The organism is Jezberella montanilacus (assembly GCF_003003055.1).
Taxonomy (GTDB): domain Bacteria; phylum Pseudomonadota; class Gammaproteobacteria; order Burkholderiales; family Burkholderiaceae_B; genus Zwartia; species Zwartia montanilacus.
On record NZ_PVTV01000019.1, the window covers coordinates 65,130 to 78,374 of the forward strand.

The following is a 13,245-nucleotide window of genomic DNA, read 5'->3' on the forward strand; positions in this document are numbered from 1 at the left end:
TGAAATTATTTAGTATTTTGTTTTCGATTCGCCAGCACAATACCAAGCACAATCAACACCAACGCGACAACATGATAGCCTTCGGGATGTTCGCCTAACAAGGCGACAGACAACAAAGCCGCAAAGATTGGGGTCAAATTCTGAAAAAACATTGGCAATTCAGTCCCCGTTCTTGCAACAGCTTGTTGCCAGCAGATGTATGCGAGTAGCGCTGGGCAGGTGACCACATAGAGCAAGATGGCGAGCAGTTTCAGGTTGAAATAAATGGGCGCGTAAGAGCCAAACGACAGCTCAGCGAGCATCATGGGAAAAGCAAATAGAGAACCCAGCACGATTTGGGCGGCGAAGGCTGAATAGATTGAAATGGACTGAGGGCGTTTGCGCAGAACCCAGGCGTACAAAGCCCAGAGCGCTACAGCCAACAACATGAAAAGATCACCGGGCACAAAATGAATACCCGCGACATTATCAAGATTGCCTCGCACTAAAACCCACACGACTCCGACGATCGATATGATGGCGCCAACAGTAGCTGGGCGACTAATTTGTGAGCCAAAAAACAGGCGGCCAATTAACAGCGTGAAGATTGGACCAGCTGACGTGATCAGCGTGATGTTGATGGCGCTTGAGGTCGTTAACGCTAAGTATTGCAGGGCGTTATAGGTGGTGATACTCAAAAAGGCGGTGACTGCCATTAACACCCAATGTTTTTTTAGCAGGGGCCAGTCACGTTTCAGATTGTTCCAGACAAACGGCAGCAATAGAAGGAGTGCCAAAAACCACCGCACAAAATTCAAGGTAAGTGGCGGGATAGTCCCTGCGGCCATTCGACCCACGACGGCGTTGCCTGCCCAGAAAACGGGAGGCACCAGCAAAAACAACAGGTTAAGCGGCCGCAGCATGCTTAAACTGCACCGAGTACTTTGACACCGCCCATGTAGGATTGCAGAACGTCGGGTACGCGGACGCTACCGTCGGCATTTTGATAGTTCTCAAGCACAGCAACCAAGGCCCGGCCCACAGCAAGGCCTGATCCATTTAACGTGTGCAAGTATTCGGTCTTGCCCGATTCTGTGCGAATACGCGCCTGTAGCCTGCGCGACTGAAACGCTTCGCAGTTGGATACGGAGGAGATTTCGCGCCAGGTATTCTGGGCCGGCAACCAGACTTCAAAGTCATAGGTTTTTGCCGAGCCAAAGCCCATATCGCCGGTGCAGAGCAACATGACTCGGTAGGGTAAGCCTAACAGTTGCAACACCTTACCTGCGTGTCCAGCCATTTCTTCAAGTGCCTGATACGAGGTATCTGGCGCCACAATCTGCACCATCTCTACCTTGTCGAACTGATGCTGACGGATCAAGCCCCGCGTATCGCGTCCACCACTACCCGCCTCAGATCTGAAGCAAGGGGTGTGTGCCGTTAGACGAATCGGCAAGTCCGTCGCAGGCACGATGGTATCCCGCACAAAATTGGTCAAAGTAATTTCGGATGTAGAAATCAAATACTGTTCTTCTTGCACAACAGGGTTGCCGTTAGCGTCGACGCCATCATCGCCACCCCTTGTCACCCAGAACATGTCGTTCTTGAATTTTGGTAACTGCCCGGTCCCCATGAGGGTCGACGCGTTAACAATGTAAGGCGTATAGCACTCGGTGTAACCGTGCTCAGTCGTTTGCAAATCCAGCATGAATTGCGCCAGCGCCCTGTGCAACTTGGCGATAGGGCCTTTCAGGAAAGCAAAACGAGCACCTGACAATTTTGCAGCCGTTTCAAAGTCAAGCCCAATCCGCTCGCCGATGGCGACGTGATCCAGGGGATCGAAACCCAAGCCCTGAGGATTGCCTGTCTGCGGATCTGAATGCGGTACCCAGCGGCTCACCTCGACGTTTCCCTGCTCATCCTGCCCTGGCGGGACACTCTCGTGAGGCAAATTAGGGATAGCCATCAACATCTCTGCCAATTGACTTTGTATAGCGCTGAGCTCAGCCTCAAGTGCTTTGAGCCTGACTGGGATGGCCTGAGATTCGGCCATGACAGCACTCGCATCTTCGCCCTTTGCTTTAAGCGAACCAATCTGCTTGGCCAGCGAATTGCGCTGGGCTTGCAGGTTCTCGGTTTCAGTCTGAACAGACTTGCGTCTGGACTCAAGCGAATTGAAATGATCCGTATCAAATGCGAAGCCACGGCTAGCCAAGCGGGCAACCACAAAAGCTAAATCTTTACGTAATAGGGCTGGATCATGCATAGTCAGACTCTACAAACATCATTGAATGGTTGATCATTGTAATGTTTGTCACGCCGTCGGGCGTTCAGAGAGCAAACTTGATGGCTTTTTTCTAGTGACGGATCATCCAGCGTATGCCGTAAGCAACAATCCCAAGCGCCAAGACGCTGGCTGCCCAAATCAGGACAAACCAGCCGAAGCGCTTGGTCGCGGTCGATTTCATCGTTTGTTCAGCCTCAGCTTCATCAAGAAAATGCCCTGTTTGCGTGGTGCCTTAATGGTAAGCACTGCTGTGTCTGACCTTGCCCCGGAACACCCAATAGGCGTAGCCCGTATAGGCAAGTATCAGTGGAATGATCACCAACGCACCTGGCAGAATAAACGCCAGGCTCTTATCGGGGCCGGCCGCATCCCAGAGCGTGACCGAAGACGGCACAATATAGGGGAAGAAACTGATCAGCAAACCGATGTAACAGAGCAAAAACAACCCGTTTGTTGCTAAGTAAGGCATCAGCTCTTGCTTGCGGGCAAGGCCACGAAACAGCAGAAAAGCACAAACTGCAACCAAAATTGGCACTGGCGCCACGAAGGCCATGGCAGGCCAGGCAAACCATTTTGCTTTGAACTGCTCGTGCAGCAATGGGGTCCACAAACTTGCAACGCCAATCATGATGAGCATCAGGACGCCTGTTATCCGTGCAAGGTGACGAACTCGCTCTTGCAACTCGCCCTCTGTTTTTAGATACAACCAAGTCGCGCCTAGCAAAGCATAGCCAATGACTAAAGCAACCCCAGTCATCAGACTGAAAGCCGAAATCCAATCCCACCACCCGCCTGCATAGGCACGGCCAGAGACTGGGATCCCGTGAACCAGCCCACCTAGAGCCATCCCTTGGGTGAAAGTGGCGAGAATAGAACCAAACCAGAAAGCAAAATCCCAATAAGGTTTGTGCTTGGCTGATTTCCAGCGAAACTCAAACGCTACACCCCTAAAAACCAGTGCCAGTAACATCGCGACTATTGGTGCGTAGAGTGCAGGCATGATGATCGAATACGCCAGCGGAAAAACCGCCAGTAGACCGCCCCCGCCCAGAATCAACCAGGTCTCGTTACCGTCCCAGACTGGTGCGATGCTGTTGACCATGCGATCACGATGTTCAGCATCTTTAATAAATGGAAACAGAATCCCAACACCCAAGTCAAAGCCATCCAGCATCACGTAGGTGATGACTGCCACAGCGACAAGACCTGCCCAGATCAATGCGTAATCGATGCTCATGATCAGGCCCCCTTGGTGAGCGTATTGATGGTCTGCCCAGCGCCCATGCCTGCAGCGCGAACAGGCTCGTCGACCGGCAAATGGGCGTCACCGGCTTCGGGTGCTCGCCTCATCATGACCAGAATGTAATAGATGCCCATCGAAAACAACGCAAAGTACACAACGATGAAGGCAATCAGCGACGCACCAACGGCAGCAGCATCAACTGGCGACCGAGAATCCCAAGTCGTCAGCAAGTTGTAAATGGTGTAGGGCTGACGACCGACTTCGGTCACGATCCAACCCGCCACCACTGCAACAAAGCCAGCCGGCCCCATCACCACCGAAAATTTATGTAGAAAGGGGCTAGCGTAAAGCTTCTTCTTGTAACGTTGCCAGAGTCCCAAGACAGCGAGCCCCAGCATTAACATGCCCAGCCCCACCATGATCCTAAACGCGAAAAACGGCAACGCCATGGGCGGTACCTCGTTATCGGGCCAGGTGTTGAGACCTTGAATAACACCATCTAACTTGTGCGTCACGATCAAGCTGCCAAGATAAGGGACTTCGACTTTGTAATGAAGTTTCTTTTCTTTTGAATCGGGGATACCAAATAAGACGAGCGGTGCAGGCGTGACCGTTTCGTAATGACCTTCTATGACGACGATTTTTTTAGGCTGGTACTCGACATCATTCAGGCCGTGCATGTCACCCGCCAGGATTTGCAGGGGTGCCACAAAGGCAATGAGCCACATTGCCATTGAGAACATGGTGCGACCTGCTTGAAGCGAATCTTCACCGTGCGTTTCGGTTGGCGGATGTTTTCTGAATTTGAGCAGGTGATAGGCGCCGACCGCTCCGACCACGAGTGCCGTCGTGAGATAAGCGGCCAGCACCGTGTGCACCAGCCGATAAGGGAAGGATGGATTGAAGATGACGGCGAACCAATCCTCAACGATATACTGCCCAGCCGCATTCATGCTGTAACCAGCAGGTGTTTGCATCCAGCTGTTAACCGACAGTATCCAGAAGGCAGACAAGGCGGTGCCGAAAGCCACTAAAAGGGTGGCAAAGCAATGCAGTTTGGGACCCACGCGATCACGGCCAAACAACATCACCCCTAAAAATCCAGCTTCAAGAAAAAATGCCGTCAACACCTCGTACCCCATTAAAGGGCCGATAACTGGACCTGCCTTATCAGAAAAGACACTCCAGTTGGTACCAAACTGATAACTCATGACGAGCCCGGACACAACGCCCATGCCAAAGGCGACAGCGAAGATTTTCTTCCAGTAATTAAAGAGTGTCAGGTAGACGGCCTTGCCCGTGTAAAGATGACCTACATTCAGGACAGCAAGATAACTGGCCAGGCCAATCGAGAATGAGGGGAAGATAAAATGAAAACTGACAGTGAAGGCAAACTGCAAGCGAGCTAGGTTATGAGCATCGAACCAATCCATCGTGACTCCATTCTTTGTAAGAGCGCAATCGCTAGGATTAGGTTACTCCTGTATTGAGAAACGTCTATTACTTTTTTTACCGAACAGACAAATTTTATGAGGTGTGATGGATTAATTTCTCACAATAAAAAAAACAATTATTTCTCTCCTTTGTCCCACGCTTTCATCAGTGCCATCTTTTCTATAATCTTAATTTCCAACCCTCTTGGCACTGGCTGATACCACCCAGGGTCTTCTACCCCTTCAGGCAGATAGGTTTCACCTGCTGCATAAGCATTGGGCTCATCGTGGGCATAGCGATATTCATGCCCGTAACCTAACTCTTTCATCAGTTTGGTGGGTGCGTTACGCAGATGCACGGGTACCTCGCGACTCTTGTCTTGCTTTACAAATGCTCGTGCCTGGTTGTAGGCCTTATAGCCCGCATTGCTCTTGGCTGCCACGGCAAGATAGATGACGGCCTGGCCCAGGGCCAATTCACCTTCCGGGCTACCAAGCCGTTCGTAGGTCAACGCCGCATCATTCGCGATCTGCATGGCACGTGGATCAGCAAGCCCAATATCCTCCCATGCCATCCGAACAATTCTGCGCGACAGATACCTGGGATCAGCGCCACCATCGAGCATCCTGCAGAGCCAATAAAGTGCACCATCGGGGTTTGAGCCGCGCACAGATTTATGCAGTGCAGAAATCTGGTCGTAAAAATTATCCCCACCTTTATCAAAACGCCGCGCATTGAGCGTCAACGCATTCTTAATAAAATCGGCATCGATGATTTGCACATCAGCAGCGCTTGCAGCCGTTTTGCATTGCTCAAGCAAGTTCAAAAATCTTCTGGCATCGCCATCGGCGTAACCAATGATGGTGTCGACTGCCAAGTCTTCAAATTGCACACCCTCGAGCGCTTGCACTTGTGCCCTTTTAAGCAACGCCCTTAACTCATCGTCCGTTAATGACTTGAGCACATAAACTTGCGCGCGCGACAATAACGCTGAATTCACCTCAAACGACGGATTCTCAGTTGTCGCCCCGATGAAAGTCACCAGTCCTGATTCGACAAAAGGTAAGAGCGCATCTTGTTGCGATTTATTGAACCGATGGATTTCATCAACAAATAACAAGGTTTGCTTGTTATTTTGATCAAGCGCATGCTGGGCTGCTTCCATCGCAGCGCGGATTTCTTTAACCCCTGCAAAGACCGCAGAGAGTGCAATGAAATGACAATCGAAGGCTTGCGCAGTGAGGCGTGCAATGGTGGTCTTGCCAACCCCTGGAGGGCCCCAGAGAATCATCGAATGCGGGTGACCTGATTCAAAGGCGAGGCGCAGGGGTTTGCCTACGCCCAGCAAATGACTCTGCCCGACGACCTCATTGAGGTGCTTGGGCCTGAGCTCCTCGGCTAAGGGTGGCGCCGGTATCGACTTGAAGAGATCATCCGCCACGCGACAAACCTATTGTGCTTTAACCACGTCGACACCCGACGGCGCCACAAACTTAAAACTGTTTGCTGGTAATTTTGGATTCGCTTGCAGCTTACTCATTTCAATGTGCGTTGTTTGACCAAAGCCATCCAGCAAAATAAACCGGACGGGCAAGTCTTGCGCGAAACCTATGTCTACATGAACAAAACCAGCATCGGATGTTTTGGGCAGCGCACGCAACCATGACAAGCCATCTTGATCGGGCAGCGCCTGGAGATTAAACGCCTGAGTCAGATCGCCAGACCCGAATAAAATGGCTGCGGGTGACGTACCGATGGCTTGGCCGACCGCTCTTGTCATCACTTGATTCAAATCAGGATCATATTGAAACAGTGTGGCTCCGTCAGAGACCACTTGCTGTTCGTAAGGTTTCAACACATGCCAGCTGAAGCGCCCAGGTCGTTCAAACAGGAATTCACCAAACTGCTTAGGCTTGGTCAGGCCCTGCGGCCCAACCGTAAATTGAGCGAATTCGCCGCGCGCCGCTGAGACGCTAGCCACAAACCTGTTCAGTTGACCAACAGCATCACCGTGTGCAGCGGCGGCAGCGCAAGCATCCTCAAAGGTACCAGCACCCATCAAAAGCAGACCAATCATCGCGGCAGAAACGATTTTTGCACTCCGGATCACTGCCACCAGTCTAGAGACGATCCGGTTAAGAAACATAGCGGGCCTATTCCTCTTGATTAGCGCTCGGCGCCAGAATCTCGCGATTACCGTTGGACTGCATTTTGGATACGAGGCCAGCATTCTCCATTTGCTCGAGCAAGCGCGCAGCCCGGTTGTAGCCAATACGCAAATGCCTCTGGACGAGAGAAATTGAAGCCCGCCGGTTTTTCAGCACGACCTCGACAGCCTGATCGTACATGGGATCGGCTTCAGGATCCGAAAACCCCGTCACACTACTCAAACCATCTCCTGTCTCGCCCGCAACGCCACCTTCAAGCAGACCATCGATGTAATCAGGCTCACCTTGCTCTTTCAGATAATCCACGACGCGATGGACTTCATCATCTGAGACAAAGGCACCGTGCACGCGCACAGGCAAGCCTGATCCAGAGGCCATGTAAAGCATATCCCCCTGGCCCAGCAAAGCCTCTGCGCCCATCTGGTCGAGAATCGTGCGCGAATCGATTTTGGACGAAACTTGAAACGAAATGCGCGAAGGAATATTGGCCTTGATCAGACCCGTGATGACATCCACACTGGGACGTTGGGTAGCCAGGATCAGATGAATGCCTGCCGCACGTGCCTTCTGAGCAAGACGAGCGATCAACTCTTCAATCTTCTTACCCACCACCATCATTAAGTCGGCCAACTCATCGATCACGACGACAATCGTGGGAAGTTCCTTTAGTGGTTCAGGTTGATCGGGCGTTAGCGAGAAGGGATTGGGAATAGGTTCTTCACGCTTGATTGCTTCCCGAATTTTCGTGTTGTAACCAGTCAGATTACGAACACCAAGCTTACTCATCAAACGATACCGTTTCTCCATCTCTCCAACGCACCAGTTCAAGGCGTTAGCCGCCTGGCGCATATCGGTGACCACTGGCGCAAGCAGGTGAGGGATGCCTTCATAGACACTCATTTCCAGCATCTTCGGATCGATCAGAATCAAGCGAGTGTGGTTGGCATCTGCTTTATAAAGCAAAGACAAAATCATGGCGTTGATGCCCACTGACTTACCAGAACCGGTCGTACCGGCAACCAGCAAGTGAGGCATCTTTGCCAGATCAGCGACGACGGCATTACCCGCAATATCCTTACCTAACGCCATGGTCACCACTGAATGATTGCTGTGATAGACCTGTGAGCCAAGAATTTCAGAAAGCTTAACCATCTGACGTCGCGGATTGGGTAGCTCTAGTCCCATCAGATTTTTGCCAGGAATGGTTTCAACCACACGAATGCTGACAAGACTCAAGGCACGAGCGAGATCCTTAGCCAAGTTCACGACCTGACTACCTTTTACCCCGGTAGCTGGTTCAATCTCATAGCGAGTAATGACTGGGCCAGCCTGAGCTGCCACGACCTGCACCTGCACGCCAAAATCCGCAAGCTTCTTTTCAATTAGTCTGGATGTGAACTCAATGGTTTCAGGGGTTACCGTCTCAATGATGGGAGGTGGTGAATCGAGCAGTGAGAGCGCAGGCAAATCACCTGTGGCAGAGGGCTCGCTAAACAAGGTCTGCTGTTTCTCTTTTTGTACCCTTTCTGATTTAACAACCGAGAGCACCGCAGGCTCGATGCGGATGGGTTGCTCGTGCACGATGATGTCTTGCTTGGATTCAACTTGCTCGCGTCGTCTGGCCTGTGCCACCTCACCCGCCTGGCGATCAACGTGTGCTGCGCGCCAGTCCTTGATCTTGTTAAATACCCACTCTAAACATAGACCGACCCGTTCGCAGAGCAGCAACCAGGAAAAACCAAAAAACAGACTGGCACCGACGCAGACTAAAGCCAACAAAATCAGTGTGCTACCTGTGAATCCCACGCCTTGCCATAAAAATCTGGACCATGCCTGGCCAATCCAACCGCCCGCGCCGCTCATGACATCAGTGTGCCCCGGCAAGCGCATACCCCAAGAACCAAAACGGTGAGCTTCTATCCCCACAGAACCAATGAGCAACATAAAAAAACCGATGCCCTGCTCCCATCTGACGCGCTCAAGGGTTTCAGGCTCACCTTTTGTGCGAATCTGATTGGCTAGTCGCCTGTAACCAGCCCTGACCCGATGGAGTAAAAGCACCACCAGCCACCAGGCCGAAAAACCGAAAACCGAGAACAGAATATCGGCTAAACAAGCGCCCAGATACCCGCCGCGGTTATGGATGATAGTTGAGGCACTAGAGTGGACCCAACCGCCATCGCTGGCAGACCAAGTGAATAACACCAGGCCCAGCCAGGCAGCGAGTGCTGCAAAGAAAATCCACCGCGCTTCTCGCAGGATGGAGAACAAACGGCTCTGCATGGCGGAGGGGCCGTTTTTGGTGTTTCGGGTCGTTCGCGCGGTGCGCGCAGTAGCTGCAGATATTTTGGGCATGGCGCACATTATAATTTGCTAACTAATATAGGGGTAAATACCTGATGTCGACAAGCAAACATGCAAAAGTCCTGATTCTCGGGTCTGGCCCAGCCGGCTACACAGCGGCTGTTTACGCCGCTCGGGCCAACCTGAGCCCCGTTCTGGTGACTGGTCTGGCTCAGGGCGGTCAATTGATGACAACCACTGACGTTGATAATTGGCCCGCTGACGCCGAAGGTGTTCAGGGTCCCGATCTTATGCAGCGATTTTTAGCCCATGCTGAACGATTCAACACCGAAATGGTTTATGACCATATCGCCAGTGTCGACTTATCTAATCGTCCCTTCAAACTGATAGGTGATGGTGGCAACGAATACACCTGCGACGCCCTGATCATTGCTACTGGCGCGTCGGCCAAATACCTTGGCATCCCTTCAGAAGAAGCCTTTATGGGCCGCGGCGTCTCGGGCTGTGCAACCTGCGATGGTTTTTTCTATAAGAATCAAGATGTTGTGGTCGTTGGCGGCGGTAATACAGCAGTTGAAGAGGCCCTGTACTTGTCTAATATCTGCCGCACCGTCACGGTCGTGCACCGTCGTGACAAATTTCGTGCAGAACCCATTCTGATCGACAAAATGATGGACAAAGTCACCCATGGCAACATGAAGCTCGCTTTGCATCAAGAGCTGGATGAAGTGCTCGGCGACGCAACGGGCGTTACAGGGGTTCGGCTCAAAAGCACAGGAAGCAGCGAGAAAACTGAACTGGCCGTGACGGGTGCATTCATCGCTATTGGTCATCAACCCAACACTTCGATTTTTGAGGGTAAGTTGACGATGAATAACGGCTATATCGTGACAAAGAGCGGGTTGTCTGGTTTGGCCACGATGACTTCGGTACCCGGCGTGTTCGCTGCAGGCGATGTACAGGATCACGTCTACCGTCAGGCCATCACGAGCGCCGGCACAGGTTGCATGGCCGCCCTTGACGCACAGCGCTGGCTGGAGAATGCCGAGCAATAAAAAAAGCCTGACTGATCTCAACTTACTTTACAAAGAGATCCAGGCTGAAAAATCCCGTCTGGCGGCGTTAGTTCCGCCTGAAGCACCTGCGGTCGTGCGCCCTGAACAAGCGAAAGACAACAAGCTATTTGCGCGTGCGACGCGCACGGTGGTTCCGCTTAAGACCGCGTCTCGAATTGTGCATCAGCCGTCCAAAGCTGATAATCCTGAGGTGGTCGCGCAGCGCAGAAAACAAGCATTGGGTGCTGCAAGGGTGGATGCCAGTGTGACTCGTCCTTTGCTTGTCTCAGACGGTCCGGGCGTCTATGCCGACCTTAACCGAGTCGATGCACCAGACTCTACTTTTGCAGCGACGGGCGTTGGGCCGGATACGATTCGCAAACTAAAACAAGCCTACTGGCCCATCGGAGCGCAACTCGACCTGCACGGCCTGAACGCCGACCAAGCTAGAGGCAGACTGGTCGATTTCATCGAAACCAGTCGAGAATTCGGCACTCGATGCGTCAAGGTTATCCATGGCAAAGGTTATGGATCGAAGCAGGGGCAGCCTGTCCTCAAACAACTGGTGGCACACTGGTTGACACAAATAGGGTCGGTACAGGCGTTTGCGACTCCGCCAAACGCTCATGGCGGCCAGGGCGTTTTGTTTGTTTTGCTTAAGCCGCGGTCAGCCAGCAAGTTAAGTTAAAGTCGCAGCCTTAAACCGCGTCGAGCAAAGGCTAAAGCAACAACGGCTGACACATTGTGCCAGCCGTTGCGCTGTTATTTTTATATTTTTTTTATTACCTGTTTTGGTGCCGTTATCCCCGACCTTTCCAACCAGGCTTTGTCACCTCACCCGCATGTGACAAATAATGCACCAATTAGCCTCACTCAACATCAGGGAATGCCCTTATTTAGGGCGGATTTTTGCAGATAGCTGTTTCTGATTACAAAAGTCAGCGATCAGTTTTTGTTAATACAAACGAATTACTTTGACACTAACCACTACATGTTAGCAATCAGCACTTCACCAAAACCCGAGCAGGAGACCTGAGTCGCGCCCTGCAGCAAGCGGGCAAAGTCGTAGGTGACATGCTTGGACAAGATGGATTTCTCCATACTGCTGACAATCAAATCAGCTGCCTCAAACCAGCCCAGATGGCGCAACATCATTTCGGCCGATAAGATCTCGGAGCCCGGATTAACGTAATCCTTACCGGCGTACTTGGGTGCGGTGCCTGAAGTCGCTTCGAACATGGCAACCGTATCAGACAAATTCGCACCAGGCGCAATGCCAACCCCGCCTACTTGAGCTGCCAGGGCATCCGACAAGTAGTCGCCGTTCAGATTCAGTGTCGCGATGACGTCGTATTCTGCTGGACGCAACAATATTTGTTGCAAAAACGCGTCGGCAATCACATCTTTGATGATGATTTCTTTGCCAGTTTTTGGATTGATGATGCGGCACCAGGGTCCACCATCAATCAATTCGGCACCGAACTCCTCGCGCGCGAGCTCATACCCCCAATCGCGAAACGCACCTTCTGTGAATTTCATAATATTGCCCTTGTGTACCAAGGTGCAGGACGAGCGATTGTGATCAATCGCATATTGAATCGCTTTGCGGACCAAGCGTTTACTTCCCTCGCTTGAAACAGGTTTAATGCCCACGCCGGACGTGGTCGGAAAACGGATCGAATCCACTCCAAGGCTTTGTTGCAAAAAATCGATCAACGATTTCGCCTGTTCGGACCCTGCCGCGAACTCTACCCCCGCGTAGATATCTTCGGAGTTTTCGCGAAAAATCACCATGTCAGTCTTCTCTGGATTGCGCAAGGGTGAAGGAACCCCCTTGAAATAACGCACTGGCCGCAAACAGACATACAAATCAAGCTGTTGCCTCAAGCTCACGTTCAAAGAGCGGATCCCGCCCCCGACTGGGGTGCTTAGCGGACCTTTGATCGACACGACATAGTCTTTCACCGCGGCAATGGTCTCGGCTGGCAATCGATCATCAGCACCATAAAGTTTTGCCGCTTTCTCACCAGCGAATATTTCCATCCAGTGGATTTGGCGGGCGCCACCATAGGCCTTCTGAACAGCTGCATCCACAACTTTAAGCATAACGGGGGTTATATCAGCACCCACACCGTCGCCCTGAATAAAAGGGATAATAGGATCATTGGGTACTTCCAATGAGAAGTCGGGTCTGACCGTAATTTTTCTACCTGTAGTCGGCACGACAATGTGTTGATATGACATGATTGCTCCTGTTGTCATTGTTTTTCTGCCATTCTATTTGTTATATGGCGCATCTCAAACTGAAGGCGAATTCCTGTACAGATATGTTTAGTCCATCCAGAGAAGAAGTCCGCGAATTTTTTGTACAAGCTTGGCGCAAACACCGCCAAAACGATATTCTTACCCCGCTTGAGTCTCAGGCTTTAGGCTGGATGGTGCAGCACCCCGAATACCAACCCGACCTCGAAAGTGACGAGGCATTGACTCGTGACTACTCCGTTGAAGAAGGGAGAACAAACCCCTTCTTACACCTATCCATGCACTTGGCCATCACTGAACAGGTTTCGATCGACCAACCCCGAGGAATCAAAGCCGCCTACGACACCTTGTCGGCAAAGGTCGACAGACACTTCGCTGCCCATGAAATCATGGAATGCCTTGGACAAGTCGTCTGGGAGTCACAGCGATCTGGCACCGCGCTCAACAGTGACAGTTACCTTGAGCTGATTCAGAGGCGCGCTGGCCTCTGAAATCACAGATTACTTCGCCGGG

At 51.7% G+C, this 13,245-nt stretch carries 12 protein-coding genes; 3 read left to right on the top strand and 9 right to left on the bottom strand.

The window, feature by feature from the left end; genetic code table 11:
- Window positions 1-5: 5 nt before the first annotated feature.
- The 8 genes from BCM14_RS14945 to BCM14_RS14980 all read right to left on the bottom strand — a co-directional run bounded on the left by BCM14_RS14945 (window position 6) and on the right by BCM14_RS14980 (window position 9,466).
- On the bottom strand, window positions 6-902 hold the full coding sequence (locus tag BCM14_RS14945; protein ID WP_106228850.1) for a DMT family transporter: 897 nt from the start codon (window positions 900-902) through the stop codon (window positions 6-8).
- Window positions 903-904: 2 nt separating this feature from the next.
- A complete protein-coding gene (gene serS, locus BCM14_RS14950) occupies window positions 905-2,245 on the bottom strand; it encodes a serine--tRNA ligase (protein WP_106228851.1) in 1,341 nt (446 codons plus the stop codon).
- A 91-nt stretch (window positions 2,246-2,336) separates the two neighbouring features.
- Window positions 2,337-2,447 carry a DUF2474 family protein gene (locus tag BCM14_RS14955; protein WP_106228852.1) on the bottom strand — a complete coding sequence of 37 codons (111 nt, stop codon included), beginning with the start codon at window positions 2,445-2,447 and terminating at the stop codon, window positions 2,337-2,339.
- 51 nt (window positions 2,448-2,498) lie between these two features.
- A complete protein-coding gene (gene cydB / locus BCM14_RS14960; protein ID WP_106228853.1) occupies window positions 2,499-3,503 on the bottom strand; it encodes a cytochrome d ubiquinol oxidase subunit II in 1,005 nt (334 codons plus the stop codon).
- A gap of 2 nt (window positions 3,504-3,505) precedes the next feature.
- Window positions 3,506-4,942, bottom strand: coding sequence for a cytochrome ubiquinol oxidase subunit I (locus tag BCM14_RS14965; protein WP_106228854.1), 1,437 nt, complete (start codon window positions 4,940-4,942; stop codon window positions 3,506-3,508).
- 137 nt (window positions 4,943-5,079) lie between these two features.
- A complete protein-coding gene (locus tag BCM14_RS14970; protein WP_106228855.1) occupies window positions 5,080-6,384 on the bottom strand; it encodes a replication-associated recombination protein A in 1,305 nt (434 codons plus the stop codon).
- Between the two features lie 9 nt (window positions 6,385-6,393).
- Window positions 6,394-7,002, bottom strand: coding sequence for an outer membrane lipoprotein periplasmic chaperone LolA (gene lolA / locus BCM14_RS14975; protein ID WP_375318496.1), 609 nt, complete (start codon window positions 7,000-7,002; stop codon window positions 6,394-6,396).
- A 94-nt stretch (window positions 7,003-7,096) separates the two neighbouring features.
- Entirely contained in the window at window positions 7,097-9,466 is a 2,370-nt protein-coding gene (locus tag BCM14_RS14980; protein ID WP_106228889.1) for a DNA translocase FtsK, read from the bottom strand.
- Between the two features lie 44 nt (window positions 9,467-9,510).
- On the opposite strand from BCM14_RS14980, the gene trxB reads away from it, so the two are divergent.
- The gene (gene trxB / locus BCM14_RS14985; protein ID WP_106228856.1) at window positions 9,511-10,470 is read left to right on the top strand and encodes a thioredoxin-disulfide reductase; all 960 of its coding nucleotides are present in this window, start codon (window positions 9,511-9,513) and stop codon (window positions 10,468-10,470) included.
- Window positions 10,457-11,158, top strand: a complete 702-nt coding sequence (locus tag BCM14_RS14990; RefSeq protein WP_259673668.1) for a Smr/MutS family protein — start codon at window positions 10,457-10,459, stop codon at window positions 11,156-11,158. Before trxB ends, BCM14_RS14990 begins: the two co-directional genes overlap by 14 nt.
- A gap of 299 nt (window positions 11,159-11,457) precedes the next feature.
- Here BCM14_RS14990 and icd read toward each other — a convergent pair whose 3' ends face one another.
- Window positions 11,458-12,714, bottom strand: a complete 1,257-nt coding sequence (gene icd / locus BCM14_RS14995) for an NADP-dependent isocitrate dehydrogenase (protein WP_106228858.1) — start codon at window positions 12,712-12,714, stop codon at window positions 11,458-11,460.
- 83 nt (window positions 12,715-12,797) lie between these two features.
- On the opposite strand from icd, the gene BCM14_RS15000 reads away from it, so the two are divergent.
- The gene (locus tag BCM14_RS15000; protein ID WP_106228890.1) at window positions 12,798-13,223 is read left to right on the top strand and encodes a DUF1841 family protein; all 426 of its coding nucleotides are present in this window, start codon (window positions 12,798-12,800) and stop codon (window positions 13,221-13,223) included.
- The last annotated feature ends 22 nt before the right edge of the window (window positions 13,224-13,245 follow it).

Excerpts from the sequence above, each read along its gene's own strand:
- icd (WP_106228858.1), bottom strand. The coding sequence starts at position 12,714 with ATGTCATATCAACACATTGTCGTGCCGACTACAGGTAGAAAAATTACG.
- serS (WP_106228851.1), bottom strand. The coding sequence starts at position 2,245 with ATGCATGATCCAGCCCTATTACGTAAAGATTTAGCTTTTGTGGTTGCC.
- BCM14_RS14990 (WP_259673668.1), top strand. The coding sequence starts at position 10,457 with ATGCCGAGCAATAAAAAAAGCCTGACTGATCTCAACTTACTTTACAAA.
- BCM14_RS14980 (WP_106228889.1), bottom strand. The coding sequence starts at position 9,466 with ATGCCCAAAATATCTGCAGCTACTGCGCGCACCGCGCGAACGACCCGA.
- BCM14_RS15000 (WP_106228890.1), top strand. The coding sequence starts at position 12,798 with ATGTTTAGTCCATCCAGAGAAGAAGTCCGCGAATTTTTTGTACAAGCT.
- BCM14_RS14955 (WP_106228852.1), bottom strand. The coding sequence starts at position 2,447 with ATGAAATCGACCGCGACCAAGCGCTTCGGCTGGTTTGTCCTGATTTGG.
- lolA (WP_375318496.1), bottom strand. The coding sequence starts at position 7,002 with ATGGGTGCTGGTACCTTTGAGGATGCTTGCGCTGCCGCCGCTGCACAC.
- BCM14_RS14965 (WP_106228854.1), bottom strand. The coding sequence starts at position 4,942 with ATGGATTGGTTCGATGCTCATAACCTAGCTCGCTTGCAGTTTGCCTTC.
- BCM14_RS14945 (WP_106228850.1), bottom strand. The coding sequence starts at position 902 with ATGCTGCGGCCGCTTAACCTGTTGTTTTTGCTGGTGCCTCCCGTTTTC.
- trxB (WP_106228856.1), top strand. The coding sequence starts at position 9,511 with ATGTCGACAAGCAAACATGCAAAAGTCCTGATTCTCGGGTCTGGCCCA.
- cydB (WP_106228853.1), bottom strand. The coding sequence starts at position 3,503 with ATGAGCATCGATTACGCATTGATCTGGGCAGGTCTTGTCGCTGTGGCA.